The sequence below is a fragment of the Roseateles sp. P5_E8 genome (assembly GCF_054177665.1).
In genome coordinates, this window is record NZ_JBGCUM010000002.1 from 150,078 (window position 1) to 175,005 (window position 24,928).

At 69.6% G+C, this 24,928-nt stretch carries 22 protein-coding genes; 8 read left to right on the plus strand and 14 right to left on the minus strand.

Annotation, left to right across the window (positions count from 1 at the left end):
• Window positions 1–304 precede the first annotated feature (304 nt).
• The gene (locus tag ACXRVZ_RS02000; RefSeq protein WP_457419046.1) at window positions 305–1,876 is read left to right on the plus strand and encodes a S8 family serine peptidase; all 1,572 of its coding nucleotides are present in this window, start codon (window positions 305–307) and stop codon (window positions 1,874–1,876) included.
• Window positions 1,877–1,948: 72 nt separating this feature from the next.
• Here ACXRVZ_RS02000 and ACXRVZ_RS02005 read toward each other — a convergent pair whose 3' ends face one another.
• The 6 genes from ACXRVZ_RS02005 to ACXRVZ_RS02030 form a co-directional block, all read right to left on the minus strand.
• Entirely contained in the window at window positions 1,949–3,100 is a 1,152-nt protein-coding gene (locus ACXRVZ_RS02005; RefSeq protein ID WP_457419048.1) for a methionine aminotransferase, read from the minus strand.
• A 61-nt stretch (window positions 3,101–3,161) separates the two neighbouring features.
• Window positions 3,162–3,617, minus strand: coding sequence for a hypothetical protein (locus ACXRVZ_RS02010; protein ID WP_457419050.1), 456 nt, complete (start codon window positions 3,615–3,617; stop codon window positions 3,162–3,164).
• Entirely contained in the window at window positions 3,614–4,018 is a 405-nt protein-coding gene (locus ACXRVZ_RS02015; RefSeq protein WP_457419052.1) for a VOC family protein, read from the minus strand. Before ACXRVZ_RS02015 ends, ACXRVZ_RS02010 begins: the two co-directional genes overlap by 4 nt.
• On the minus strand, window positions 4,015–4,488 hold the full coding sequence (locus tag ACXRVZ_RS02020) for a cyanophycin metabolism-associated DUF1854 family protein (RefSeq protein WP_457419054.1): 474 nt from the start codon (window positions 4,486–4,488) through the stop codon (window positions 4,015–4,017). The genes ACXRVZ_RS02015 and ACXRVZ_RS02020 overlap by 4 nt, the downstream gene beginning before the upstream one ends.
• Window positions 4,489–4,974 carry a RidA family protein gene (locus ACXRVZ_RS02025; protein WP_457419056.1) on the minus strand — a complete coding sequence of 162 codons (486 nt, stop codon included), beginning with the start codon at window positions 4,972–4,974 and terminating at the stop codon, window positions 4,489–4,491.
• Between the two features lie 13 nt (window positions 4,975–4,987).
• Entirely contained in the window at window positions 4,988–7,240 is a 2,253-nt protein-coding gene (locus ACXRVZ_RS02030) for a cyanophycin metabolism-associated ABC transporter (protein ID WP_457419058.1), read from the minus strand.
• A gap of 89 nt (window positions 7,241–7,329) precedes the next feature.
• Here ACXRVZ_RS02030 and ACXRVZ_RS02035 point away from each other — a divergent pair, with 89 nt between their 5' ends.
• A complete protein-coding gene (locus ACXRVZ_RS02035) occupies window positions 7,330–9,504 on the plus strand; it encodes a cyanophycin synthetase (protein WP_457419060.1) in 2,175 nt (724 codons plus the stop codon).
• 12 nt (window positions 9,505–9,516) lie between these two features.
• Window positions 9,517–12,078, plus strand: a complete 2,562-nt coding sequence (gene cphA / locus ACXRVZ_RS02040; RefSeq protein WP_457419062.1) for a cyanophycin synthetase — start codon at window positions 9,517–9,519, stop codon at window positions 12,076–12,078.
• A 1-nt stretch (window position 12,079) separates the two neighbouring features.
• Here the strand turns inward: cphA and ACXRVZ_RS02045 are convergent, their stop codons facing one another.
• Both ACXRVZ_RS02045 and ACXRVZ_RS02050 read right to left on the minus strand, forming a co-directional pair.
• Window positions 12,080–14,683 carry a serine/threonine-protein kinase gene (locus ACXRVZ_RS02045; protein ID WP_458232162.1) on the minus strand — a complete coding sequence of 868 codons (2,604 nt, stop codon included), beginning with the start codon at window positions 14,681–14,683 and terminating at the stop codon, window positions 12,080–12,082.
• 17 nt (window positions 14,684–14,700) lie between these two features.
• Entirely contained in the window at window positions 14,701–15,732 is a 1,032-nt protein-coding gene (locus ACXRVZ_RS02050; protein ID WP_457419066.1) for a hypothetical protein, read from the minus strand.
• Window positions 15,733–15,830: 98 nt separating this feature from the next.
• On the opposite strand from ACXRVZ_RS02050, the gene ACXRVZ_RS02055 reads away from it, so the two are divergent.
• Window positions 15,831–16,349 carry an ECF-type sigma factor gene (locus ACXRVZ_RS02055; protein ID WP_457419068.1) on the plus strand — a complete coding sequence of 173 codons (519 nt, stop codon included), beginning with the start codon at window positions 15,831–15,833 and terminating at the stop codon, window positions 16,347–16,349.
• Here ACXRVZ_RS02055 and ACXRVZ_RS02060 read toward each other — a convergent pair.
• Window positions 16,346–17,062, minus strand: coding sequence for a substrate-binding periplasmic protein (locus ACXRVZ_RS02060; protein ID WP_457419070.1), 717 nt, complete (start codon window positions 17,060–17,062; stop codon window positions 16,346–16,348). The genes ACXRVZ_RS02055 and ACXRVZ_RS02060 overlap by 4 nt on opposite strands.
• A gap of 117 nt (window positions 17,063–17,179) precedes the next feature.
• Between ACXRVZ_RS02060 and ACXRVZ_RS02065 the strand changes: the two genes are divergently transcribed.
• The 3 genes from ACXRVZ_RS02065 (at window position 17,180) to ACXRVZ_RS02075 (ending at window position 20,195) form a co-directional block, all read left to right on the plus strand.
• On the plus strand, window positions 17,180–17,653 hold the full coding sequence (locus ACXRVZ_RS02065; RefSeq protein ID WP_457419072.1) for a group I truncated hemoglobin: 474 nt from the start codon (window positions 17,180–17,182) through the stop codon (window positions 17,651–17,653).
• Window positions 17,650–18,651, plus strand: coding sequence for an MBL fold metallo-hydrolase (locus tag ACXRVZ_RS02070; protein ID WP_457419074.1), 1,002 nt, complete (start codon window positions 17,650–17,652; stop codon window positions 18,649–18,651). Before ACXRVZ_RS02065 ends, ACXRVZ_RS02070 begins: the two co-directional genes overlap by 4 nt.
• 293 nt (window positions 18,652–18,944) lie before the next feature.
• Window positions 18,945–20,195 carry an NRAMP family divalent metal transporter gene (locus ACXRVZ_RS02075; RefSeq protein ID WP_457419076.1) on the plus strand — a complete coding sequence of 417 codons (1,251 nt, stop codon included), beginning with the start codon at window positions 18,945–18,947 and terminating at the stop codon, window positions 20,193–20,195.
• Here the strand turns inward: ACXRVZ_RS02075 and ACXRVZ_RS02080 are convergent.
• Entirely contained in the window at window positions 20,167–20,799 is a 633-nt protein-coding gene (locus ACXRVZ_RS02080) for a cation transporter (RefSeq protein ID WP_457419078.1), read from the minus strand. The genes ACXRVZ_RS02075 and ACXRVZ_RS02080 overlap by 29 nt on opposite strands.
• A gap of 76 nt (window positions 20,800–20,875) precedes the next feature.
• Between ACXRVZ_RS02080 and ACXRVZ_RS02085 the strand changes: the two genes are divergently transcribed.
• Window positions 20,876–21,298, plus strand: a complete 423-nt coding sequence (locus tag ACXRVZ_RS02085) for a Cd(II)/Pb(II)-responsive transcriptional regulator (protein ID WP_457419080.1) — start codon at window positions 20,876–20,878, stop codon at window positions 21,296–21,298.
• 411 nt (window positions 21,299–21,709) lie between these two features.
• On the opposite strand, the gene ACXRVZ_RS02090 is transcribed toward ACXRVZ_RS02085, so the two are convergent.
• The 4 genes from ACXRVZ_RS02090 to ACXRVZ_RS02105 form a co-directional block, all read right to left on the minus strand.
• The gene (locus ACXRVZ_RS02090) at window positions 21,710–22,291 is read right to left on the minus strand and encodes a putative 2OG-Fe(II) oxygenase (protein WP_457419082.1); all 582 of its coding nucleotides are present in this window, start codon (window positions 22,289–22,291) and stop codon (window positions 21,710–21,712) included.
• Between the two features lie 15 nt (window positions 22,292–22,306).
• Window positions 22,307–23,737 (minus strand): pyruvate kinase, encoded by a 1,431-nt coding sequence (pyk, locus tag ACXRVZ_RS02095; protein WP_457419084.1) that lies wholly within the window; start codon window positions 23,735–23,737, stop codon window positions 22,307–22,309.
• 69 nt (window positions 23,738–23,806) lie between these two features.
• Entirely contained in the window at window positions 23,807–24,301 is a 495-nt protein-coding gene (locus ACXRVZ_RS02100) for a GNAT family N-acetyltransferase (RefSeq protein WP_457419086.1), read from the minus strand.
• 15 nt (window positions 24,302–24,316) lie between these two features.
• Window positions 24,317–24,910: a helix-turn-helix domain-containing protein gene (locus tag ACXRVZ_RS02105; protein WP_457419088.1), complete on the minus strand. Its 594-nt coding sequence runs from the start codon at window positions 24,908–24,910 to the stop codon at window positions 24,317–24,319.
• Window positions 24,911–24,928 lie beyond the last annotated feature (18 nt).

Below are 24,928 nucleotides of genomic sequence, written 5' to 3' on the forward strand. Positions count from 1 at the left end.
TCCTCCGTGAGCTGGTTCACGACCGGTGCCCCCAGCGGCGAGCATGCCGGTCCTGCCAACCTAGGGTTAGCACGGGCCGTGCCAGTGAGGCGGCGACTCCGGCCCACCCTCTGCAGCCGAGCCCCGCGCTGAAGCAGACATGCCCTCCGCCGCCAACCGGCCGGGCGCCCGGCGGCCAAGCCCCTCAAACCCGGGTCGGGCGAATACCAGTTCTGGGGCAACGCTGTCGCTTCCTATCATCGAAGGCCCCTGACCCACTCCGCCACAAGCGCTGGACAGGCCATTCAATCGCTGGAGACCCCCGATGAAAAGCACTCTTCCGTCCTGCATCGCTGTCGCGCGGCTGCCGCTGGCCGCCGTCGCAGCGGCCCTCTGTCTGGCCGGTGGCGCCAACGCCGCCCCGGATACCAGTCGTGTCATCGTCATGTTCAAGCCCGGTGCTGCGGCGATGGGCCGCGCTGCCGTGGCGACCGCCAGGGGCCAGGTCGTCCACGAGATCGAAGGCATGGACGCCATGGCCATCGAGGTGCCCGTCCAGGCACTGAAGGGCCTGGCGCACAACCCGAATGTCGAGTACGTCGAGGAAGACGTGAAGCGCTATCCGCTCGGCGGCACCAGCCCCTCGACGGGCACGCCCTATGTGCTGGGCCAGCTCGTGCCCTACGGCATCAAGATGGTCCAGGCCGATCAGCTGCCTGACACCTATGCCGCCAACCGCAAGGTCTGCATCATCGACTCGGGCTACAGCCGCGGCCACGAGGATCTGGACGCGGACGCCAGCCGCATCACCGGCGAATACGACCGGCGTACCGGCTGGTGGTACACCGACGAGAACCACCATGGCACGCATGTGGCCGGCACGATCGCGGCGCTCAACAACAGCGGCGTGGGCGTGGTCGGCGTCAACCCGAACCGGCATCTGAAGCTGCACATCGTCAAGGTCTTCGACGCCGATGGCTGGGCCTATTCGTCCACGCTGGCCACCGCCGCCAACAAGTGCGGCGCTGCGGGCGCAAACGTGATCAGCATGTCGCTGGGCGGTGGCCGCCCGAACAAGACGGAAGAGAAGGCCTTTGCCGCGCTGGCAAGCAAGAACGTGCTGTCGATCGCGGCGGCAGGCAACGACGGCACGACGGCCGTGTCCTACCCGGCAGGCTACGCCAGCGTGGTGTCGGTGGCGGCGCTGGACGAGGGCAAGAACTGGGCGGATTTCTCCCAGTACAACAGCAAGGTCGAGCTCGCCGCGCCCGGCGTCAACGTGCTGTCGACCGTGCCGACGGGCGCAGGCTCCAGCTCCAGCCTGAGCGTCGGCGGCGTCGCCTATGCGCCCGGAGGCATGGACGGCTCGCCGAAGCTGACGGTCACCGCGCCGCTCGCCGACTTCGGCATCGGCGACGTCAAGAACACGGCCGTGAGCGGCAAGGTCTGCCTGATCGCCCGTGGCACGGTGGACTTCTCCGTCAAGGTCAGCAACTGCCAGGCCAGCGGCGGCGTCGGCGCCATCGTCTACAACAACGTGGCCGGCGGTTTCGGCGGCACGCTGGGCACGACGGTCACGACCATCCCCTCGGTGACGGCCTCCGACACCGAAGGCGCCGCGATGAAGAACCAACTGGGCCAAAACGCAACGCTGGCGGTCACCGCGACCAACTACGCCTTCTACGACGGCACCTCGATGGCCACGCCGCATGTCTCGGCGGTGGCGGCCCTGGTCTGGAGCTATTTCCCGACCTGCACGGCCGCGCAGATCCGCAGCACGCTGACCAAGAGCGCAGAGGATCTCGGCGCGGCCGGCCGCGATGACAAGTTCGGCTACGGCCTGGTGCGCGCCAAGGCCGCGCACGACCGCATAGCCTCGCTGGGCTGCGGCAACTGAGGCCTTCAGCAGCCTCGGACAAGGGCGGCCTGGCCGCCCTTTTTCTTTGGCGACCCGCTCGGTCGGGAGCGGCTAGCCGTGCAGGCCGCGCTGCAGCCGCTCCGTCGCCAGCGCCAAGGTCTCGTCCCGCTTCGCGAAACAGAACCGCACATGCCGCCGCTCCTGCGGCTGCTGGTAGAAAACCGACAGCGGAATGGCCGCGACGCCGATCTCGGTGGTCAGCCACCTGGCGAAGTCCAGCTCCGTGAGGTCGGACACCGCGCTGTAGTCCACCGTCTGGAAGTAGGTGCCCTCGCAGGGCAGCAGCTTCAAAGGCGTGCCGGCCAGCGCGACGCGGAAGCTGTCGCGCTTGGCCTGGTAGAAGTCGCTCAAGCCCTGCCAGGGCACGGGGTTGGCGAGGTAGGCGGCGATGGCGTGCTGGGTCGGCGTGTGGACCGTGAAGACGGTGTACTGGTGCAGGCGGCGGAAGGCCGCGCTCAAGGCCGGCGGCGCGGCCACGAAGCCGACCTTCCAGCCCGTCACATGGAAGGTCTTGCCGAAGCTGCTGACGAGGAAGCTGCGCTCGCTCAAGGCCGGGTAGCGCGCCACGCTCTCGTGCGGCGCACCGTCGAACACCATGTGCTCGTAGACCTCGTCGCTGACGACGAACAGGTCGTGTTGTTCGGCGATGCGCTCCAGTTCGCGCAGGTCTTCCGCCGTGGCGACGCGGCCGCTGGGGTTGTGCGGCGTGTTCAGCACCAGCGCCCGCGTGCGCGGCGTGATGGCGGCGCGCACGGCCGGCCAGTCGATGCGGTAGTCCAGCGTCATCGGCACGCCGATGGGGATGGCACCGGCCAGGCGGATGGCCGGGTCGTAGCTGTCGTAGGCCGGCTCGATGATGATGACCTCGTCGCCGGCACCGACGCAGGCATGCAGCGCCGTGATGATGCCCTGCGTGCCACCAGCGGTGATGGTGATGTCGCGGTCCGCGTCGTAGGCCGCGCCGTAGAGGTCGTTGAGCTTGGCGGCCACCGCCTGCCGCAGCGCCGGCACGCCGGTCATCGGCGGGTACTGGTTGTGGCCGGCGGCCATCGCGTCCGTCACGGCCTGCAGCAGGGCCGGGTCGGCGCTGAAGTCCGGGAAGCCCTGGCCGAGGTTGACGGCGCCATGCTCTGCCGCCAGGGCCGACATGACGGTGAAGATGGTGGTGCCCGTGTTGGGCAGCTTGGTGGGCAGGACGGGCATGGTGGCGAGATTCTGCTGGAGCGCCCGCGGCCTTGCGCGGCCAGCGCATAAGCAGATGCGTTCAGCGCGCCGGCGGCCCGATCAGGCAACGCCGCGCGGCCAGCGCGATGGGTAGCCCGAACACGAAGCAGTGCGCCGCGATGGCCGCCGCATCCAGCCTGGGCGGCCAGAACGGCGTGCGCAGGGCCGAGAGCGGCAGCACGACGTTGTTCATGCCGAAGTAGACGACCAAGCCATAGGCCAGCCCCGCGGCCGCGGCATTGCGCAGCAGAGCCGGCAGGCGCAGGGCGGCGAGGCAGAACAGCGCCGCCCAGATCAGCGCGATGCCGTAGTGCAGCGCCACGCCCAGCGCGAAGGTTTCCTGCCCGCCAGCGAATGCTGCCTCCTTGCCGATGAGGCCCGCCGCGACGGTCTGGAAGACCTTGAGCTTCATGCCGTAGTAGCTCAGCGCGAAGACGAGGTCGCCCGTGCCGGCCAGCAAGCCGCCCCAGACGATGGCACGGGTCAACGGCTTCATGCGGGAGGTCCCTTCAACTCGACAACATTGCCCTCGGGGTCGCTGAGGTAAATGGACGGCCCCTCGCCCTCGGCGCCGTAGCGGCTTTCGGTCTTGCCGGCGGCTATGCCATGCACCGCGAGGTGGGCGCGGATCTCGGCCTCGTCGAAGGGCTCGACGCGCAGGCAGAAGTGGTCGAGGTTGCGCCCCTCCTTGCCTGGAGCCGCGCCGCCCATGCGGCCCAGCTTGCCGTCCATGGGCACAAGGTCGATCAGCGACTGGCCGGCGCGCAACTGCACTAGGCCAATCTCGTCCTGGCGGCGCTCGATGGCGCAGCCCAGCACGCCGACGTAGAAGCCCAGCATCGCGTCGAGGTTGGCCACCCGCAGCACGAGGTGGTCGAGGCCTTGCAAGCGGATCAAAGAAACCGCTCCAGCAGCCGCTTGGACTGCTTGTCCAGCACCCAGCGGTCGGCCACCTGCAATTGCACGCCGTGCGTGGACGTGATCAGCAGCCGGCACTCGTCCAGCCGGCGGATGTCTTCCTCGCTCTTCAGCACGAAGTCGATCTCGCCGCGATCGGTCTCGATGCGCCAGGTGCTGGGCGTGGCGAAGGTGTTGACCGAGATCAGGCGCTTGAGCGTGGGGTGGAACTCGCGCGCGGCGAGCTCGGCCTCCAGCAGCTTGCGCGGCCCGTCGGGCAGCGCCGAGACGCGCTCGACCCAGGCCAGCTCGTGGCCGTGCACGCCCACCAGGGACAGGCCCTCGTCGGGCGCCGAGATGGGGTGGGCGCGCACCGGCGTGACGCCCTCGTGGGCGGCACCATTGAGGTCGGTCAGCACCAGCCGGCCGTTGGCATCCAGGTGGAGGTCGCGAAAAGGAAGTGTGGACATTCAGGACTCCACTTCAGCGGCGATCAGGTCGAGCTCGACCGCCGCGTTCTTGGGCAGTTGCAGCACGCCGACCGAGGTGCGGGTGTGCGCACCGGCCGCACCCAGCACGCGCCACAGCAGGTCGGAGGCGCCGTCGGCCACCTCGCTGTGGTTCGTGAAGTCGGCGGTGCAGTGCACGAATACGGTCAGCCTCAGCACGCCTTTCAGCCGCTCCAGGCTGCCCAGTTCCTGGCGCAGGATCGTGAGCGCTCGCAGCATGGCGATGCCCGCGGCCCGCTTGGCGCGTTCCAGGCTCACCTCCGCGCCGACAACGCCGGACACGGCGACGTGGTCGCCGATGCGCGGGATCTGTCCGCTCAGGTAGAGCGTTCGGCCATCGCGCGTCAGCGGCGTGTAGCTGCCGCCGATCTGCATCGGCGCGGAGAGGTCGAAGCCATGCTCGGCGCAGGCGGCGGCCAGTTCGAGATCGCGGTCAGGTGCAGTCATGTCAGTGGTCCTGTCAAGCGTCTACGGTATGCGCGCTGGGGTTGGGAGCAACCACCATCAGGCCGCCATCGTCGGCCTCCTCGGCCTCGACACGGCGGGCCTGCGCTTCCCACAGCCGCCAGTAGTGGCCTTGCTTGGCGATCAGCTCGTCATGCGGGCCCAGCTCGACGATCTCGCCGCGGTCCATCACCACCAGGCGGTCGGCCTTGCGCAGCGTCGACAGGCGGTGGGCGATGGCGATGGTGGTGCGGCCCTTGACGAGGTTGTCCAGCGCGCGCTGGATCTCCTTCTCGGTCTCGGTGTCGACGGCGCTGGTGGCCTCGTCGAGGATGAGGATGGCCGGGTCGATCAGCAGCGCGCGGGCGATGGAGATGCGCTGGCGCTCGCCGCCGGACAGGCCCTGGCCGCGCTCGCCCACCAGGCTGTCGTAGCCATGCGCCAGGCGCAGGATGAACTCGTGCGCATGCGCGGCGCGGGCAGCGGCGACGATCTCGTCGCGGGTCGCGTCCGGCTTGCCGTAGGCGATGTTCTCGGCGATGGTGCCGAAGAACAGGAAGGGCTCCTGCAACACCAGGCCGATGTGGCGCCGGTAGTCGGACACCTTGACGCGGCGCAGGTCCACGCCGTCGACCTTGATGGCGCCCTCCGTCACGTCGTAGAAGCGGCAGATCAGGTTGACCAGCGTGCTCTTGCCCGAGCCGCTGTGGCCCACCAAGCCCACCATCTCGCCGGGGTGGATGTCCAGGTTCAGGTTGCGGATGATGGAGCGCGAGCCGTAGCGGAAGTTGACGGCCTGCAGCGAGAGCGCGCCGGTCACGTTCTCGAAGGGCTGGGGGTTGATCGGGTCGGGCACGTTGGAGACGTGGTCCAGGATGTCGAAGATGCGCTTGGCGCCGGCCGCCGCCTTCTGCGTGACCGAGACGATGCGGCTCATCGAGTCCAGCCGGCCGTAGAAGCGGCCGATGTAGGCCAGGAAGGCGGTCAGCGTGCCGACGGTGATGCTCTGATGCGAGATCAGCCAGATGCCCACGCCCCAGACGACCAGCAAGCCCATCTCGGTCAGCAGCGCGACGCTGGGCGTGAACAGGCTCCAGGTCTTGTTGAGGCGGTCGTTGACGTGCAGGTTCTTCTGGTTGGCCTCGCGGAAGCGCGCGGCCTCGCGCTTCTCCTGCGCAAAGGCCTTGACGACGCGGATGCCGGGGATGGTGTCGGCCAGGATGTTGGTGACCTCGCCCCAGACGCGGTCGATCTTCTCGAAGCCGGTGCGCAGGCGGTCGCGCACCATGTGGATGAGCCAGGCGATGAAGGGCAGCGGCACGAGCGTGGCCAGGGCCAGGCCGGGGTGGATGCTGAACAGGATGATGGAGGTCATCGTCAGCATCAGCACGTCGGTGATGAAGTCCAGCGCGTGCAGGCTCAGGAAGACCGACAGGCGATCCGTCTCGGAGCCGATGCGCGACATCAGGTCGCCGGTGCGCTTGTTGCCGAAGTACTCGAGCGACAGGCCCAGCAGATGGTCGAAGGTGGCGGTTCTGAGATCGGCCGAGATACGTTCCGACACCAATGCCAACAAGTAAGTCTTCGCCCAGCCCAGCGCCCAGGACAGCAGCGCGGCGCCGAGCAGGCCGCTGAGCAGCATCGTGACGAGGCCCGAGTCGATGGACTGACCGTTCTGGAAGGGGATGAGCACCCGGTCCATCAGCGGCATGGTCAGGTAGGGCGAGACCAGCGTCGCGCCGGTCGCGCCCAGCATCAGCGCAAAGCCCAGCAGGAGCTGGCCCTGGTAGGGCCGCGCGAAGCGCCACAGGCGCAGCAGCACCCAGGTGCTGGGCGGCTTGCTGGTTTCGCCGAAGTCGAAGGCCGAGTCGCCGCCCTCGTCCTCCTCGTGCACCGTGTGGCCGGCCAGGCGCTGCAGCTCGCGCTCGAAGGCGTCGACCAGTCGCACGGCCGCCGGGTTGGCGGCCAGCGTGAAGCGCCAGCGCGCCAGGCGCCGCTCGGCGTCGAACAGCTCCAGGAAGGCCAGGCCGCCGTGGTCGCTGAGCTTGAGCGTCTGGCCGGCTTCGAGCCGGTGGTCGCTCCAGGTGCCGCTGGCGGGCTCGAAGGCCAGCAGCTGTGCATTTGTCAACGCGATCAGCCCCTGGCCGAAGCGACCGTGCGCGTCGAGGTCAACCTCCAGCGTGGCCACCACGTTCTCGCCAGCCAGCAGCCGCCCTTGAAGAGCGGCCGTTTGCGGATGAGGTGCTGCCACTGGAAGTTGCTCTTGCATGTTGTTCTTGGCTCCGACGGTCTGCAGCAATTCTCCGCCATGACTTCGGCGCACAATTCCAAGCGCTTGCCGCGCCTACCCCCTACCTCATGAGCAAAAAAGAAGACATCCGCCTATTGCGCGTCAACTACCTGCGTGGTCCCAACATGTGGACCTACCGGCCGGTGCTGGAAGTCTGGCTGGATCTGGGCGAGCTGGAAGACCATCCCAGCCACCTGCTGCCCGGCTTCAACGACCGCCTGACCACCGCCCTGCCGGCGCTGATCGAGCACCACTGCGGCGTCGGCGAGCGCGGCGGTTTCATCGAGCGCCTGCGTGATGGCACCTGGATGGGCCATGTGCTGGAGCACGTCGTCATCGAGCTGCTGAACCTGTCCGGCATGCCCACGGGCTTCGGCCAGACGCGCAGCACGTCCAAGCGCGGCGTCTACCGCATGGTGTTCCGGGCGCGCGACGAGCAGGTCGCCCGCGCCGCGCTGGCCGAGGGCCACGCCCTCCTCATGGCCGTCATCAACGACGAGCCCTTCGACGTGGCCGCAGCGACCGCCCGTGTGCGTGAGAAGCTGGACGACTGCTACCTGGGCCCGTCGACTGCGGCCATCGTCGCCGCCGCGACGGACCGCCGCATCCCGCACATCCGCCTGAACGACGGCAACCTCGTGCAGCTGGGCCACGGCGCGCGCCAGCGCCGCATCTGGACGGCAGAGACCGACATGACCAGCGCCATCGCCGAAGGCATCGCCGGCGACAAGGACCTGACCAAGACCCTGCTCAAGGCCGTCGGCGTGCCGGTGCCCAGCGGCCAGGAGGTCAAGAGCGCCGCCGAGGCTTGGGCCGCCGCGCAGGACCTGGGCCTGCCCGTCGTCATCAAGCCCAGCGACGGCAACCATGGCCGTGGCGTGACGCTGGACATCGCCAACGAGGCCGACTGCGCGTCGGCCTTCAAGCTGGCCGATGCCGAGGGCTCGTCGGTGCTGGTGGAGAGCTACATCAAAGGCAACGAGCACCGTGTGCTCGTCGTCGGCGGCCAGATGGTGGCGGCCGCGCGCGGCGAGGCGGCCTGGGTGCATGGCGACGGCAAGCACACGATTGCCGAGCTGGTGGACCTGCAGATCAACACCGACCCGCGCCGCGGCCTGACCGAGGACTTCCCGCTCAATCGCATCATCGTCGGCGACGACGCCGTCGTGCTGCTGGACCTGCAGCGCCAGGGATTCGCGCCCGACGCGGTGCCGCCTGCCGGCAAGGGCGTGCTGATCCAGCGCAACGGCAATGTCGCCATCGACTGCACTGCCGAGGTCCACCCCGAGGTCGCGCATGCCGTGTCCCTGGCGGCACGCACCATAGGCCTGGACATCGCCGGCGTCGACCTCGTCACCGAGGACATCTCCAAGCCGCTGAGCGAAACCGGCGGCGCCATCGTCGAGGTGAACGCCGGCCCGGGCCTCTTGATGCATCTCAAGCCCGCTGGCGGCTCGCCCCAGCCGGTGGGTCAGGCCATCATCGACCACCTGTTTGCCGAAGACGAGAACGGCCGCATCCCCATCGTCGGCGTGGCCGGCTCGGTGGGCGGGCACCAGATCACCCGCCTCGTCGCCTGGCTGCTGCACCTGAACGGCCGCCATGTCGGCCTGGCCTGCCGCGACGGCCTCTTCCTGGGCACGCGCCGTGTCGAGAAGAAGAACAGCGCCCGCTGGGACGCCGCCCACCGCCTGCTGATGAACCGCGGCGTCAACGCCGTCGTCATCGAGAACGACCCGGCCTCCATCCTGCGTGACGGCTTGGCCTATGACCGCGCGTCGGTCGGCGTCGTCACCGACCTGGACGGCATCGCGGCCCTGGCCGAGTTCGACGTGCAGGACGCCGACCAGCTCTACAAGGTGCTGCGCACGCAGATCGACGTGGTGCTGAGCGACGGTGCGGCCGTGTTGAATGCAGCCCACCCGCGCCTGGTCGACATGGCCGAGCTGAGCGATGGCGAGGTCGTCTTCTACGCCGAGGACGGCAACCTCGAAGCCCTGCAACACCACCGCGACCGGGGCGGCCGCGCGGTCTTCCTGCGCGGCGGCGCCGCCGTGCTGGCGCAAGGCCCGGCCGAAACGCCCGGCGCCAACATCGACGCACTGCTGCGCCGCTTTGGCGATCAGGCCGTCGACGCCTCCACGCTGCTGGCCGCCGTCGCCGCCGCCTGGGCGCTGGGCATCTCACCCGAGTTGATCGCCGCCGGCCTCGACACTTTCGTGCCCACCTTGCACCTCGCCTAAAGAACAAGACCCATGGACGTTTCCCGCATCCGCGCCCTGCGCGGCCCCAATATGTGGAGCCGTCACACGGCCATCGAGGCCGTCGTGAATTGCCTGGACGCCGAGCGCTCGCTCGAACGGCTGCCCGGCTTCGAGCCCCGCCTGCGCAAGCTCTTCCCCACCATCGGCGAGCTGCGCGCCGACGCCTCGCTGGCCCAGGTGCTGGAGCAGGCCGCGCTGGCGCTGCAGGCCCAGGCCGGCTGCCCCGTCACCTTCAGCCAGACGCATGTGACGCCCGAGGCCGGCACCTACCAGATCGTCATCGAGTACAGCGAGGAAGACGTCGGCCGCCTGGCCTTCGAGCATGCCGTCAAGCTGCTCAAGGCCGCGCTGGACGGCGGCGAGTTCGACGCCGACGCGGTGCTGGCCACACTGCGCGAGCTGGACGAAGACATCCGCCTCGGCCCCTCGACCGGCTCCATCGTCAACGCGGCGCTGGCGCGCGGCATCCCCTTCCGCCGCCTGACCCAGGGCAGCCTGGTGCAGTTCGGCTGGGGTGCCAAGCAGCGCCGCATCTGGGCCGCCGAGGTGGACGCAACCAGCGCCGTGAGCGAGTCCATCGCCCAGGACAAGGACCTCTGCAAGCGCCTGCTGCAGGCCGCCGGCGTGCCGGTGCCCACGGGCCGGCCGGTCGAGTCCGTGGACGACGCCTGGGAGGTCGCGCAGGACATCGGCCTGCCCGTCGTCGTCAAGCCGCAGGACGGCAATCAGGGCAAGGGCGTGACCGTCAACGTGACGACGCGCGAAGGCATCGAAGCGGCCTACAAGGCGGCCGACGAGATCGGCCATGTGATGGTCGAGAAGTTCTTGCCCGGCTCGGACTACCGCCTGCTCGTCATCGGCGACAAGCTCATCGCCGCCGCCCGCCGCGACCCGCCGCATGTCATTGGCGACGGCAAGCTCACGGTCAAGCAGCTGGTCGACAAGGTCAACGCCGACCCGCGCCGGGGCGACGGCCATGCCACCTCGCTGACCAAGATCCGCTTCGACGACATCGCCGTCGCGCGCCTGGTGCAGCAAGACCTGACGCCCGAGTCCGTGCCCGAGAAGGGCCAGCGCGTCATCCTGCGCAACAACGCCAACCTGTCCACCGGCGGCACCGCCACCGACGTGACGGACGACGTGCACCCCGAGGTGGCCGCCCGCGCCATCGCGGCGGCCCAGGTCGTCGGCCTGCATGTCTGCGGCGTGGACGTGGTGGCCGAGAGCGTGCTGCGGCCGCTGGAAGAGATCAGCGGCGGCATCGTCGAGGTGAACGCCGCGCCGGGCCTGCGCATGCACCTGTCGCCCAGCTACGGCAAGGGCCGCAATGTCGGCGAAGGCATCGTCGGCCACCTGTTCGGAACCGGCCCGAAGGCAGAGGACGGCCGCATCCCGGTCGTCGCCGTCACCGGCACGAATGGCAAGACGACGGTCACGCGCCTCATCGCCCACCTGTTCGCCAGCTGCGGCCTCAAGGTCGGCATGACCAACACCGACGGCGTCTACGTCGACGGCCGCCAGATCGACAGCGGCGACTGCTCCGGCCCCAAGAGTGCCCGCAACGTGCTGATGCACCCCGACGTGGAAGCCGCCGTGCTGGAGACCGCCCGCGGTGGCATCCTGCGCGAGGGCCTGGGCTTCGACCGCTGCCAGGTCGCCGTCGTCACCAACGTCGGTGCGGGCGACCACCTGGGCATGAACTTCCTGCACACCGCGGAAGACCTGGTCCTGGTCAAGCGCGTCATCGTGCAGAACGTGGCGCCCAACGGCTACGCGGTGCTGAACGCGACCGACCCGCTGACCGCGCAGATGTCCGCCATCTGCCCCGGCCAGGTCATCTACTTCGCCGCAGACCGCCACCACCCGGTGATGGCCACGCACCGCGCCCAGGGCAAGCGCTGCGTCTACGTGGACGGCGACCAGCTCGTCGCCGCGCAAGGCGTGTGGCGCGAAAGCATTCCGCTGCGCGAGATCCCGATCACGCGCGGCGGCCTGATCGGCTTCCAGGTCGAGAACGCGATGGCCTCGGTTGCCGCCGGCTGGGCCGTGGGCTTGGACTGGGACACCATCCGCCGTGGCGTGGCCAGCTTCGCCAACGACGCCGACAACGCGCCCGGCCGCTTCAACGTGATGGACTATCGCGGCGCCACCGTGATTGCCGACTACGGCCACAACGGCGACGCGATGAAGGCCCTCGTCGGCGCGGTCGCCGCGCTGCCGGCCAAGACGCGCAGCGTCGTCATCAGCGGCGCCGGTGACCGGCGTGACGAGGACATCCGCGTGCAGACCGAGATCCTTGGCGCCGCCTTCGACGAGGTCATCCTCTACGAAGACGCCTGCCAGCGCGGCCGCGCGGCCGGCGAGGTCGTGGCGCTGCTGCGCGCCGGGCTGGAAGGTGCTTCGCGCACCAAGCACATCGAGGAAATCATCGGCGAGTTCACCGCCATCGACCGCGCGCTGGCACGCCTGCAGCCAGGCGACCTTTGCCTGGTGCTGGTGGACCAGGTGGAAGAGGCGCTGGCCCATCTGGCCAGGCGCATCACGGAAGGCTGACCTAACAGCCCAGTTCAGCGTGCCAGGCGAGCGCCTGCGGCGGCAGCGGCCGCAGCGGCGCGGCGCGGTCCCAGGCGGCGCAGGCGGCGGGCTTGTCGGCCAGGTTGTAGGCGGCCTCGGCGGCGGTCAGCGCGTGGTCGGCGCTCCTGGGCTCGGCGTCCGACAGCGCCTGGAGCGCCACCGCAGCCGCCTTCATCGCCCTGGCGTCGCCGTCGACGCGCGCCAGCCGCAGCTCGCTCAAGGCCAGCGAGCGCCGGTTGCGCGCGTTGCCGGCCTTGGCCGTCTCGGCCGCCCAGTAGGCGCGCGTCTGCGCCAGCCAGGGCCTGGCTTCGGCGGCGGCGCCGGTCCGGCCCAGCGCCGTGCCCAGCGTCAACGCCCGGGCGCCGCGGTCGCCGGGCCAGCGCGGGTTGTCGGCGTCCTTCTCCAGCAGGCGCTGGGTCCAGCCCATGCTCTCGCGCATCGCCGTCAGTGCGTCGGCCGGATGGGCCAGTTGCAGCTCCAGCTCCGCCTGCATGAACAGCGTGGCCGCGAGGCTGGCCCAGAACTGCTGCTGCTCGGGGTGCATGGGCTGCACACGCCTCAGGTGCTCGACGTTCTCGCGGCGCGCCTCGGCAGCGCCGGCGTAGTCGCCTCGGCGCAGCCGCGACGACGCGATGGCGCCGGCGATGACGGACTGGGTCTGCCCCAGCTCGGCCTCCAGGCGCGTCTCCTCGGGCCGCAACGTGGCGTTGACGGCGGCGATCTCCGCCGTCATGCCCAATTGCGCCAGCGCGCCCACCCGCGCTGCCTCGTAGGCCTTCATGGCCTCGGCCGGCCGGTCCAGGCCCTGGCCGTTGTCGTCCAGCAGCAGGCCCAGGTTGAACTGCGACGCGGTGATGGCGCCCAGCAGCCGCAAACGGTCCACGCCGGGTGCCGCCAGCGTGTAGCCCTCCTCGGCCAGCTTCAGGCCCTGGCGCGTCAGCGTCGCGGCTTGCTCAAGCCGGCCCGCCTCCTGCTCGGCCGAAGCCATCACGTTGTAGGCCCGCGAGGCATAGGTCGCGAACAGCGCATTGCTTTTCTGCGTGGGCCAGGCGCGGGCCACCAGGTCCATGGCGGCCTGGGCATGGCGGCGGGCGTCGTCGGGCTTTTCCAGCGAGCCGGGGTAGCCGGGCATCAGCGCCTCGGCCATGCGCACCTGCACCTGGGCCATGTCGGCCACAACGGCGGTGTCGCCGCCCAGCGTGGGCAGCAGGCGCTCCAGCGCGGCGTGCGTGTCGCGCAGCAGGTCGAGCTTGATCTTCTGCCCGCCCGGCAGGTATTCCACGCTGTCGCCGAAGCCGAACACCAGGTCGTGCGTGACCCGCCTCACCTCGGCAAGCCGCTGCTCGGCCAGGCCTTGCGCCAGCCGCGCCTCGCGGGCCTGCCAGGTCGTCGCCGCCAGGCCGCCCAACAATGCCACCAGGCCGAGCGCGCCCAAGGCGCTGGCCAGGCGGTTGCGGGCCAGCAGCTTGGCCGTGCGGTAGCCCCAGGTGGGCGCGCGGGCGCTGACGGGGTAGCCGCCCAGATAGGCGCGCAGGTCGGCGGCCAGCGCGTCGACGCTGGCGTAGCGGCGCTCGGGCGCCTTCTCCAGCGCCTTCAGCACGATGTTGTCGAGGTCGCCTTGCAGCGTGCGCGCCTGGGCCAGCCACTGCGGGTTGCCCACGTYGTCGGGGCTGAGGCGGCTGGGGCGCGTGGGCTCGTCCTCCAGCACGCTGCGCGCGGCCTCCTGCGGCGTGGTGGCGTCGCGGCCGGTCGGGCGCACGCCGGTCAGCAGCAGGTAGAGCAGCACGCCCAGGCTGTAGATGTCGGTGGCCGTGCCGACCGGCTCGCCGCGCACCTGCTCGGGGCTGGCGTAGTTGGGCGTCATGGCGCTGGCCTGCGTCGCGTCCAGTTCGGCGCCGTCCGGCGCGATGGCCTTGGCGATGCCGAAGTCCAGCAGCTTGACGCGGCCCTGCGCGTCCACCAGCACATTGCCGGGCTTCAAGTCGCGGTGCACGAGCAGCTGGCGGTGCGCGAAGGCGACGGCGTCGCAGAGCTGCAGCATCAGCGCGATGCGGCCCTCGACCGGCAGGCCGCGCGCGGCCTCGTCCAGCGGCTGGCCGTCGACGAACTCCATGACGAAATAGGGCTGGCCCTCGGGCGTCATGCCCGCGTCCATCAGATGCGCAATGTGCGGGTGGTTGACGCGCGCCAGCAGCCGGCGCTCCTGCTCGAAGCGCGCCAGCCAGCCGGCGCCGCGCCCCTTGCCGCCATCAGGCAACAGCTTGATGGCGGCCCGCCCCTCGTAAGTGCCGTCGGCGCGCTGCGCTTCGTAGACCTCGCCCATGCCGCCCGTGCCCACCAGCCGCACCAGCAGCCAGGCGCCCAGGCGGCGGCCGGTCCAGTCGTCGCCCGGCACAGCCGCGGCCTCGGCGAGGAAGCCGCCGGTGGCCTCGTCGTGATGCAGCAGCAGGCTGCGCAGCTCGGCCAGCAGTTCGGGCGGCGGCGCGGCCTCGGCAATGTGCGGCTCGCGCTCGGCGGGCGGCAGGTCCAGCACCGCATCGAACACCGCCTTCACGCGGCGCCAGGACTCTTCAGGCTTGCTCATGCCGCAGTGTCCCGGCCTCAACGCTCGTTGACCATGCGGGCAATCAGCATCGCGTGCGTCTGCATCAGGTTGGCGCCGATGCGCTCGTTGTAGCGCTGCGGGTCGGTGACGACCTCGTACTTCTCGCTGGAGCTGCTGTCCTTGGAGCCGATGGCCATGCGCAGCAGGCCCACGGCGACGGCGCCGGCGATGTCGCCGGTCGTGGCGGCCTCCTTGCGCATCTCGGTGAACGCGGCCGGGTCCAGCAGCAGCGGCGCCTTGGCGCTGATGAGGGAGCCGTCAGGCCCGGCGAACACCTGCATGCGCGCCTGCGTCAGGATGGGGTGGGCCTTGGCGCTGACCGAAGCGGTGCTGCTGAGGCGGCCGAAGAAGCCCTTGTTGTCGTTCGTCAGGCCGGCGAAGTGCAGGCGCATCGCCACCTCCAGCAGCGCGGCGCCGCCCAGCTCCTGTTGCAGCGTGACGTTGTCCATTGCCTCGGAGACGGCCGAGATGCCGGCGCTGAAGCCGGCCAGCGCCGCCAGCGGCCCCTTGCCCTGGTTGGCCATCATGCGATTGCCGCCGTACAGCGCCATGCCTGCGGGTGCAACGGTGATGCTGGTGTCGGCCCGGTGCGGCAGCGGCATGCCGCCGGCCACGAGCTTGTTCCATGTCGGCGCGGCAGCCAGCTGCTGGGGCGTCAGCACCTCCAGCCCTTGCGCCTGCAGCGCCTGCACGAAGCTGGCGTAGAGCTGGTCGGTCAGCGCCTGGAACTCCGGCTCGGCCACGCCGACGAGGCGGTAGTAGCCCGTCACGCTGGCGCGGCCGGCGGCGGCAAAGCCGGAGGTCTCGGCGCGGACGTTGTCGCTGGTGACGAACTCGATGCTGAACTGCGGCACGGCGACGCGCTTCAGGCCCTTCAGCGCCTTGACGTTGGTGACCTCGACAAGGCTGGCGGCGGCCTGGGCCAGGTCGAAGGGCTGGGGTAGCAGCACCGGCGTGGGCTCTTTGGCCAAGGCGGGTTGCAGCAGGCCACCGCACAGCGCGGCGAGGATGAGGAATCGGCGGGACATGAAGGGCTCCTGGGAGTGAGCCCGGCAGAAACGTCGGGCCTCATTCCCTACACGCAGCAGGTCGGCGCCAAAAGGACCACGCATGCAAGAATTTCTGCATGACGCCACCCGCCCCGCCGTCCGACGCGCTGAACCAGAGCCTCTACGACGAACTGCACCGCTGCGCCAGCGCGCAGATGCGCAAGGAGCACGCCGGCCACACGCTGAGCGCCACGGCGCTGACCCACGAGGCCTGGCTGCGCATGGCCGAGCAGACGCGCACCGAGTGGCAGAGCCGCAGCCATTTCCTGGGCGTGGCGGCGCTGATGATGCGGCGCATCCTCGTCAACCATGCGCTGGCCAAGCAGGCCGCCAAGCGCGAGGCCATGCTGGTGCCGCTGACGCTGACCGAGGCCCAGCAGGTGGCCGGTGGCGCGGATGCCGACGTGCTGCGCGTGCACGAGGCCTTGCTGGCCTTCGAGCAGCAGGACGCGCGCGCCGCCAAGGTCGTCGAGCTGAAGTTCTTCGGCGGGTTGGAGCTGGAGGAGATTGCCGAGGTGATGGACCTCAGCCGCACGACCGTCAAGCGCGACTGGGCGCTCGCGCGGGCCTGGCTGCACCGCGAGCTGGCGGGCTAGCGGTAGCGCGCCATCAGCCGCGCCAGCTCGCCTTCGTTCACCAGGCCCTGGATGGCCGCGTTCAGCGCCGGCAACCGCACCGGGCTGCTTGGCGACAGCGCGCACTGCGCCAGCACCTCCGACACCACCAGCGGCGGGTGCAGAGCCAGCTTGAAGTGCCCGATGCGTTGCTGGTACTCCAGCACGCGCCGGCCGGTCAGCGCGTGCTGCACGCGGCCGAGCTCAAGCTTTTGCAGATTGACCACCGCATCGGGCGCATCCTCGCGCACAAAGCCACCACGCAACGCCTCGGCCATCTCGGGGTAGACATAGCCGCGCACCGTACCCACCGGCTGGCCGGCCAGCGCCGTCAAGCCGGCCGGCGCCGGTGCCGCTGCGCTGGTGATGAGCAAGGCCTGGTCGGGGATGAAGGGCCGGCTCCACGCAAACGCGCCGGGCAGCCAGTCGCTCTGGTAGTCACACAGCAGGTCACCCTCGCCGCGCTGCAGCGCCTCGGCCAGCCGCTTGCGCGGCGTGGGCCTGGCCACCAGCTCGCGGCCCAGGCGGCGCGCCAGGGCCCGGCCGATATCCAGGTTCAGGCCTTCGACGACACGGTTGGCCTCGATGCGGGCATGCGGCATCAGCGCGCTGGTCTCCACCAGCATCACCAGCGGCCGGGCCGGCTCGGCAGCCACGAGCGGACACAGCAGCAGCGCCGACGCGCCGCCCAGCATCCACCGCCTCCAATGACGCCACATCCTGCCCATGGGGCCGCATCATGCCGCGCCGCGCTACCTGGATCTGCTGTCGAACGGCGCGACCTTGCGAAATGTCCGGGCTAGACTGGCCCGATGAAGTCCCGCCTGTTGCTCGCTGCCCTGGCCATTGCGCTCGCCACCCCGCTGGCGCAGGCGCAGGCGCAGACCCCGCCCAGCACCGTCGTCCCGGGCACCGCTCCCATCCCGGCCGACGACAAGCTCTACCAGGAGCTGGGCGGCCGCGAGAACATCCAGCGCTTCACCAACGACTTCTACGAGCGCCTGCTGAAAGACGCGCGCCTCGCGCCCTTCTTCGACGGCATCAACCAGAAGCACTTGAAGGGCGTGCTGGCGGACTACTTCTGCGTCGTCGCCGGCGGGCCTTGCGTGTACGACGGCGTGGGCATGAAGGACTCGCATGCCCACCTGGGCATCACCAAGGCTGACTTCAACCGGCTGGTCGAACACCTGCAAGCCGCGATGGACGCCGCCGGCCTGCCCTTCGCGACGCAGAACCGGCTGCTGGCGCGGCTGGCGTTCTCCCACCGTGACATCGTCACGAAATGAGCCGGCCCCCTCACCACCGTGACGGCGGCTTCCAGAACAACCACGGCGACTTCGAGCCCAAATCACTGGCCGATGTGCTGCGCTGGCGCTGGACCGCCTCGCGGCTGGGCCTGCCGAAGCGGCCGGTAGCGCCCATCCCGACGCAGCCGGCGGACCTGGCCTTGATTCGCAGCAACACCGAACCGGCAGTGACCTGGATAGGCCACGCGACGGTGCTGGCGCGGCTCGGCGGGTTGAATGTGCTGACCGACCCGATCTTTTCCGAGCGCGCCTCGCCGTTCTCGTTCGCCGGGCCGAAGCGCGAGCAGCCGCCCGGCGTCGCACTGGCCGAGCTGCCGCACATCGACGCCGTCGTCGTCTCGCACAACCACTACGACCACCTCGACCTGGCCTCCTGCCGCACGCTCGCCGCGCAGGTCGGCGGCAGCCCGCTGTTCGTCGTGCCGCTGGGGCTGAAGGCATGGTTCCAAGCGCGCGGCATCCAGCGAGTTGTCGAGCTGGACTGGTGGCAGGCCGAAACGCTGGACGGCGCGGAGATCGTCCTCGTGCCGGCCCAGCACTGGTCGGCGCGCGGCCTGAACGACCGCATGAAGACGCTGTGGGGCGGCTTCGCCGTGTTCGCGCCAGACTGCCAGCTCTTCTTCGCTGGCGACACCGGCTACTCGCGCGACTTCGCCGACATCCGCGAGCGCTTCGCCGAACGCCAACAGGACGGCGGCTTCGACATCGCGCTGATTCCCATCGGCGCCTACGAGCCGCGCTGGTTCATGCAGTCCCAGCACATCAACGTGGAAGAGGCGCTGAAGATCCACGCCGACCTCGGCGCGAAGCGGTCGCTGGGCGTGCACTGGGGCACCTTCGAGCTGACCGACGAGGCGCTGGACGAGCCGCCGCGCCAGCTGGTCCGCCAGCGCGCCGAACTGGGCCTGGCGGAAGAGGCCTTCTTCACGCTGGCCATCGGCGAGACGCGCCGCCTGCCGCCGCGCAACAGTTCTTGACGCAGCCTAGATCCGGCAGTTGGGCGCGCCCGAGGGGCTGGCGAGGCGGGTCACTGGCAAGGCACGACGACGCAGTGGGCCCCTGCCCACAAGGAGAAGCAACGCCGCCAGCGGCCCGAAGCGCCAGACCAGCGGGTGTGCAGCGCTGGTCACCGGAGTGGTGAACGTCGCGCAATGCTCAGCGTGTTGGCGCATCGAGACATTCGCTGAGTAGCGAGCGGTCAACTGCCGGATCTAGGCTCATCGGCAAGCCTGCCGACACCCCCACAGGTGGCCGGCGGTTAGGCTCGCCCATGTTCAGCCGCATCCGCCTCCACCTGCGCCAGCTCGGCCCCGGCCTCATCACCGGCGCTGCGGACGACGACCCCAGCGGCATCGCCACCTACTCCCAGGCCGGCGCGCAGTTCGGCTATTCGATGCTGTGGAGCCTGGTCTTCACGCTGCCGCTGATGACGGCCATCCAGGTCGTCAGCGCGCGCATCGGCTACGTCACGGGCCAGGGCCTGGCCGCCAACTTCAAGCGTGCCTTCCCGCGCCCGGTGCTGCTGGCCCTCGTCGGCCTGCTGCTGGTGGCCAACACGCTGAACATCGCTGCCGACATCGCCGCCATGGCCGAGGCGCTGCGCCTGCTGGTGGGCGGCTCGGCCCATGTCTACGCTCTCGGCTTCGGCCTGGCCTGCGCGGTGATGCAGGTCTTCCTGCCGTATCACGCCTATGTGCGCTGGCTCAAATGGCTGACGCTGGCGCTGCTGGCCTATGTCGGCGTCGTGCTCGTGCTGGGCCTGGACTGGGGCGACGTGCTGATGCGCACCGTGCACCCCGACATCCACTGGAACCGCGACACGCTGCTGATGCTGGTGGCCGTGTTCGGCACGACGATCAGCCCCTACCTGTTCTTCTGGCAGGCCAGCCAGGAGGTGGAAGACGCCGCCGCCGGCCCGGGCGAGCCGCACACGCCGCAGGAGGTCAAGAAGCATCTGCGCCGCATCAAGATCGACACCAACATCGGCATGGGCTTCTCCAACCTCATCGCCTTCTTCATCATGCTGTCCACCGCCGCCACGCTGCATGCGGCCGGCGTGACAGACATCCAGACCTCGGCCCAGGCCGTGGAAGCGCTGCGGCCCGTGGCCGGCGAACATGCGGCGCTGCTGTTCGCGCTGGGCATCATCGGCACCGGGCTGCTGGCGGTGCCGGTACTGGCGGGCTCGGCGGCCTATGCGGTGGCCGAGGTGGCGGGCTGGCGCGGCTCGCTCAGCCTCAAGCTGGAGCGCGGCGAGGGCCGCGGCTTCTACGGCGTCATTGCCACGGCCACGTTGGGCGGCGTGGCGCTGTGCTTCACGCCGCTAGACCCGGTCAAGGAGCTGTTCTGGTCGGCCGTGTTCAACGGCGTCACGGCCGTGCCCATCATGGTGGCGATGATGGTGCTGGCCTCGCGACCGGCCATCATGGATGGCCACGCCATCGGCAAGCGGCTGCGCGTGATGGGCTGGCTGGCCACGGCCGTCATGGCGTTCACGGTGCTGGCGCTTGCGCTGAGCTGAGTTCGGCGCCTGCATGGCGCAGCACCTCGCGAGACGAGTGCAGGGCCAGGCTGGCCATCGCCACGGCAACGAGCAGGTCGGGCCAGGCCTGGCCGGTGAACGCAACGGCACCCGCTGCGCCCAGCACGGCGATGTTGCCCAGCGCATCGTTGCGGCTGCACAGCCAGACGGCGCGCATGTTGGCGTCGCCTTCGCGCCAGGCGTAGAGCATGACCGCCACGCCCACATTGGCCAGCAGCGCCAGCGTGCCGACTATACCCATGGTCTCGGCCTGCGGCGGCGCGCCGTTCAGCACGGCCCAGGCCGCACGGGCCAGCACACCCACGCCGAAGATCGCCATCGCCCAGCCCTTGACCCAGGCCATCCGCGCCCGCCACAGCAGGCCGGCCGACAGCACGGCCAGCGAGGCGCCGTAATTGGCCGCGTCGCCGATGAAGTCCAGCGCGTCGGCCCACAGGGACAACGAGCCGGCCCGCCAGCCCCAGGTGATCTCGACCACGGCCATCGCCGCGTTGATGAGCAGCGCCGCCCACAGCACGCGGCGGTAGGCAGGCGAGTTGCCGGGGCTGGGTTCGTCGTGGTGATGGTGGCAGGCGTGGCTCATGGACAAAGACCTTGGTTGGAAACTGCGGCCATTTCAAACCCTGGAGCCACACCAGAGTCAACCTCAAAATGCAAGCATGCGCATCGGGGAACTCAGCCGCCTGACTGGAACGCCAGTCGACACCATCCGCCACTATGAGCGCGAAGGCCTGCTGCCGCCGCCGCCGCGCACGGACGCCGGTTACCGCGTCTACCGCCCGGCGGACGCCGAACGCCTGCACTTCATCCGCCGCTGCCGGTCGCTGGACATGAACCTCGCCGAAGTGCGCGCGCTGCTAGCACTGCAAGGCGGCGAGCATGCTGGCGAGGCGCATGCCTTGCTGGACGCGCACATCGGCCACGTCAGCGCGCGCATCGCGGCGTTGCAGGAACTGGAGAAGGAGCTGCTGGCGTTGCGGGCGCGCTGCCAGGGCGACGAGCCGGCCTGCGCGATTCTTGAAAGCCTGGCCGAGCCAGGTGCCGAACTGCCGCCCAAGAGCCACATTGGTCATAGTCACTAAAACCGAGCGGCCTGGCAGGCCCAAAATGCGGCCCCACCAATAGGGAGGCTGAGGATGAGATTGCTTTGCGTAGTGCTCACAACGTTGTTGAGCCAACACGCCGCTGCTGCTGCGTTTGACTGCTTCACGGTGATCGATCCACGAGGTGACGTCGTCTACAAGTCAAACCGCAACCCGATCGATTTGTCGAAGAACATCTCCGACGCCATGGCTGCCGCCTTTCCAGGTCACCACCTGATCTGGACGCAGACCGAGGCCGCCTGTACGGGCGTTGATCGACTACCGGAGCGCAGGGATTCATCCCCGGTCAATGCGTCAGCCACACCGAACAGCAACGCGCGGGCAGAGAGCACGCCAGGTGCGGCTGTGCGCGGCCATGCCCGAAGCGGTGCCAGACGTGCTCGGTAGGCGTCAGTCCGGCTGGCGCAGCAGGTAGTTGAAGCTGAAGGACACGCGGTCCGAGTCGGTCAGGTTCGCCGCGACGCGGTGGAAGACCTCGGAGCGGAACAGCACCAGCCGCCCGACGGCCGGCGCGATGACCTCGGGCTCGAATAGCTTGGTGTGCATGTCCACCGGCATGATGGACAGATCGCCATCCCGGCCATTGGTGCGGAAGTAGAAGGCGCCGCTGACCGGCAGGCCGACGGCCTCGCGCTCGTGGCTGTGGCGCTCCTGGTAGCCGTAGCGCGTCGTCACGTTGATCCAGCTCTGCGAGTAGGCCTCGTCGAACACCCAGCCCGCCGACTCGCGCGTGCGGGCCACGAACGCCAGGATGCTGGCCTCGACGAATTCGCGCAGCCGGTGCAGGCCAGCTGCTACGAAGAGGTGCTGCTCGGCGCCGAAGGACGAGTAGACGTGGTCGCCCCAGGCAGGAGCGAGCAGGGACTTGATCTGGGCCTCGTGGGCCAGTACCTCCGCCTCGATCTGGGCAAAAGTGGCGTCGTCGGCCTGGCTGACCGCGACGACGGTCGGGAACAGGACCTTGATGTCCATCGGCAGTTCAGCCGCTCAGCCGACCCTGCAGACCTTCAGCATGTTCGTGCCGCCCGGGTAGCCCATCGGCTCGCCGCAGGTGATGGCATAGGTGTCGCCCGGGCGCAGCACGCCGCGGTCGACGAGGATCTTCTCGGCGGCGGCCAGGGCCTGGTCGCGGTCCTGGAACTGGGGCATCAGCAGCGGCGTGACGTTGCGGTACAGCGCCATGCGGCGCTGGCTGATGACCTGGGTCGTCAGGCCGAAGATGGGCACATTGATGCGGTGGCGGCTCATCCACAGCGCCGTGGAGCCGGACTCGGTCAGCGCCAGGATGGCCTTGCAGCCGAGGTGGTGCGCCGTGAACAGCGCGCCCATGGCGATGGACTGGTCGATGCGGCCGAACTGGCGGCCGGCGAAGTCGGTGTCCAGCGTCACTTCTTCAGCGCGCTCGGCCTCCAGCGAGATGTTGGCCATCTGCTCGACGGTCTCGATGGGGAACTTGCCGGCGGCCGTTTCGGCGGACAGCATGACGGCGTCGGTGCCGTCCAGCACGGCGTTGGCCACGTCGCTGACCTCGGCGCGCGTGGGCACCGGGTTGACGATCATGGACTCCATCATCTGCGTGGCGGTGATGGACACCTTGTCCAGCGCTCGGGCCATCTTGATCATGCGCTTTTGCAGCGCCGGCACGGCCGCGTTGCCGACCTCAACGGCCAGATCGCCGCGCGCCACCATGATGCCGTCGCTGGCCTTCAGGATGGCTTCCAGGTGGGGGATGGCCTCGTAGCGCTCGATCTTGGCGATCATGGCCGGCTTGTGGCGATAGGGCTCGCCGGCCACGTTGGCCAGCTGGCGCGCCATCTCCATGTCGGTGGCGTTCTTGGGGAAGCTTACGGCCAGGTATTCGCACTGGAAGGACATCGCGGTCTTGATGTCCTCCATGTCCTTGCCCGTCAGCGCCGGGGCCGTGAGGCCGCCGCCCTGCTTGTTGATGCCCTTGTTGTTGGACAGCTCACCGCCGAGCTTGACGACGGTGTGCACCTGCGCGCCGCGCACGTGCTCGACGATCAGCACCAGCAGGCCGTCGTTGAGCAGCAGCGTGTCGCCGGGCTTCACGTCGCGCGGCAGTTCCTTGTAGTCGAGGCTGGCGATGTCCTGGTTGCCCAGCTCGGTGCGGTCGGCGTCGAGGATGAACTTGTTGCCGGGGATCAGCTCGATCTTGCCGCCGTCGAATTTGCCGACGCGGATCTTGGGGCCTTGCAGGTCGGCCATGATGGCCACCGACTTGCCGACGCGCTCGGCCGCCGCGCGAACCATGGTTGCGCGATCAATGTGGTCCTGGGCCTTGCCGTGAGAGAAGTTCAGCCGCACCACGTCGACACCGGCGCGGATCATCTGCTCCAGCACCTCCGGCGTGTTGGAAGCAGGGCCGAGGGTGGCGACGATCTTGGTAGCGCGGGTCATGGCTTGTCTCAACTTTCTTGGGGGCGCGGAATTATGGTCCGCTGAAGCCCCCAGAAGTTTCGCCGCATTTCAGTGCGCGGCGGGTCGCAAGACCTTCTCGAAGAAAACACTCAGCGGGTCGACCGCGTAGCCACCGAAGGGCGGGCATTCGACGTAGCCGAGGCGCTTGTACAGGCCCAGGGCCTCGGGCTGGTGGATGCCCGTCTCCAGCCGTGCGAGGTGCACGCCGCGGTCCATCAGCTCGGCTTCGAGCTGCGCCATGATCTGCTTGGCGCCGCCTCGGCCGCGCGCGCTGTCGAGCACGAAAACGCGCTTGATCTCCCCGTAGGCTGGCTCGCCCTCGGGCGCATGAAACTTGACGCCGCCACAGCCCACCAGCACCTCGCCCAGCCACAGCCCCCAGAACGCGCCGTTAGGCGGGCGCAGGCCGTCGGCGGGCTCGAAATGGTTGCTCTCGCTCGGGTAGAGGGCGCTCATCAAGGCCTCGGACTGGGCCATCAGCGCTTGCGCATCGCGGTGGCCAGGGTCCAGCGGGGCGAGGCGGGTGGGCAGGTCGGCAGTCATGTGGTTTGCTACCAGTTACAGAGAAGGCACGGTCATCGCCAGCAGATATCGCGCGGCACCGGCGCCCGGGTTGGCGAAGACGCTTCGGCCCAGACAGCGGAAGCTGATCGAGTCGCCAGCCTCCAGCGTGAAGACCTGGCTCTGCAGCGTCAGGCTCAGCTGGCCGTCGAGCAGGCAGAGGTGGTGCTCCAGCCGCGCGACGGTGGGCTCGTCGTAGGCCAGCTCGGCGCCGGGCGCGAGGCGGGCCTCGATGACCTCGGTGGCGAAGCCGGCCAGCGGCGGGCAGCGCATCAGGCGCTCGAAGCCGCTTTGCTGGTCGTGCCAGCGCGGTTGGTCGGCCGCACGCAGCAGGCGCACCGGCAGGGCCTCGGCGTCGGCCAGCAAGCGGCTCAGCGGCAGGCCGTGGGCGCGGGCCAGGCGGGACAGCAGCGTGGCGGTCGGGCTGGTCTCGGCGCGCTCCAGCCGGGAGAGCGTGGCGCGGCTGACGCCGCTGCGCGTGGCCAGTTCGTCCAGCGACCAGCCCGCCGCCAGGCGCAGTGAAGCCAGGCGCTCGGCGAGCTGCGCTTCGAACCGGCCCTCTTCGCTCAATTCAGAGAATTCTTCTCTCATGTGGGAATATGCTAGCCG

Bases quoted from the DNA above. Each gene is read 5' to 3' on its own strand.
- ACXRVZ_RS02090 (WP_457419082.1), bottom strand. From the start codon at position 22,291: ATGGACATCAAGGTCCTGTTCCCGACCGTCGTCGCGGTCAGCCAGGCC.
- ACXRVZ_RS02080 (WP_457419078.1), bottom strand. From the start codon at position 20,799: ATGAGCCACGCCTGCCACCATCACCACGACGAACCCAGCCCCGGCAAC.
- ACXRVZ_RS02025 (WP_457419056.1), bottom strand. From the start codon at position 4,974: ATGACTGCACCTGACCGCGATCTCGAACTGGCCGCCGCCTGCGCCGAG.
- pyk (WP_457419084.1), bottom strand. From the start codon at position 23,737: ATGACCCGCGCTACCAAGATCGTCGCCACCCTCGGCCCTGCTTCCAAC.
- ACXRVZ_RS02010 (WP_457419050.1), bottom strand. From the start codon at position 3,617: ATGAAGCCGTTGACCCGTGCCATCGTCTGGGGCGGCTTGCTGGCCGGC.
- ACXRVZ_RS02030 (WP_457419058.1), bottom strand. From the start codon at position 7,240: ATGCAAGAGCAACTTCCAGTGGCAGCACCTCATCCGCAAACGGCCGCT.
- ACXRVZ_RS02070 (WP_457419074.1), top strand. From the start codon at position 17,650: ATGAGCCGGCCCCCTCACCACCGTGACGGCGGCTTCCAGAACAACCAC.
- ACXRVZ_RS02075 (WP_457419076.1), top strand. From the start codon at position 18,945: ATGTTCAGCCGCATCCGCCTCCACCTGCGCCAGCTCGGCCCCGGCCTC.
- ACXRVZ_RS02085 (WP_457419080.1), top strand. From the start codon at position 20,876: ATGCGCATCGGGGAACTCAGCCGCCTGACTGGAACGCCAGTCGACACC.
- ACXRVZ_RS02035 (WP_457419060.1), top strand. From the start codon at position 7,330: ATGAGCAAAAAAGAAGACATCCGCCTATTGCGCGTCAACTACCTGCGT.
- ACXRVZ_RS02100 (WP_457419086.1), bottom strand. From the start codon at position 24,301: ATGACTGCCGACCTGCCCACCCGCCTCGCCCCGCTGGACCCTGGCCAC.
- ACXRVZ_RS02065 (WP_457419072.1), top strand. From the start codon at position 17,180: ATGAAGTCCCGCCTGTTGCTCGCTGCCCTGGCCATTGCGCTCGCCACC.
- ACXRVZ_RS02005 (WP_457419048.1), bottom strand. From the start codon at position 3,100: ATGCCCGTCCTGCCCACCAAGCTGCCCAACACGGGCACCACCATCTTC.
- ACXRVZ_RS02020 (WP_457419054.1), bottom strand. From the start codon at position 4,488: ATGTCCACACTTCCTTTTCGCGACCTCCACCTGGATGCCAACGGCCGG.
- ACXRVZ_RS02000 (WP_457419046.1), top strand. From the start codon at position 305: ATGAAAAGCACTCTTCCGTCCTGCATCGCTGTCGCGCGGCTGCCGCTG.
- ACXRVZ_RS02105 (WP_457419088.1), bottom strand. From the start codon at position 24,910: ATGAGAGAAGAATTCTCTGAATTGAGCGAAGAGGGCCGGTTCGAAGCG.
- ACXRVZ_RS02060 (WP_457419070.1), bottom strand. From the start codon at position 17,062: ATGCTGGGCGGCGCGTCGGCGCTGCTGCTGTGTCCGCTCGTGGCTGCC.
- cphA (WP_457419062.1), top strand. From the start codon at position 9,517: ATGGACGTTTCCCGCATCCGCGCCCTGCGCGGCCCCAATATGTGGAGC.
- ACXRVZ_RS02050 (WP_457419066.1), bottom strand. From the start codon at position 15,732: ATGTCCCGCCGATTCCTCATCCTCGCCGCGCTGTGCGGTGGCCTGCTG.
- ACXRVZ_RS02055 (WP_457419068.1), top strand. From the start codon at position 15,831: ATGACGCCACCCGCCCCGCCGTCCGACGCGCTGAACCAGAGCCTCTAC.